The organism is uncultured Winogradskyella sp., from assembly GCF_947495255.1.
Classification (GTDB): domain Bacteria; phylum Bacteroidota; class Bacteroidia; order Flavobacteriales; family Flavobacteriaceae; genus Winogradskyella.
This window is the reverse complement of the sequence record NZ_CANLYI010000042.1, coordinates 1-242: the sequence shown is the minus strand read 5'-3', so window position 1 is coordinate 242 and position 242 is coordinate 1. Positions and strand designations below refer to the sequence as shown.

General features: G+C 34.3%; 1 protein-coding gene. It reads right to left on the bottom strand.

The window, feature by feature from the left end:
- On the bottom strand, window positions 1-242 hold a 242-nt coding region (locus Q0807_RS18885; protein WP_301162066.1), incomplete at both ends, for an IS110 family transposase.

The following is a 242-nucleotide window of genomic DNA, read 5'->3' as shown; positions in this document are numbered from 1 at the left end:
ATTAATGCCAGTTTCTTACTTTTCCCTTTAGCTACTAGTCGTTCATAAATCTCTCTACAAGCCTTATTGTGCTTACAAGCTGAAAAAGAACATAAAAACAATAGATTCCTTAGTTTCTTGTTGCCTACTTTACTTATTCTACTTCGACCTCTTACACTACTCCCAGATTTTCGTATCGTTGGTGTAATACCAACATAACTACATAGCTGTGATGCATTTTCAAACTTATTAAATCCATCGGT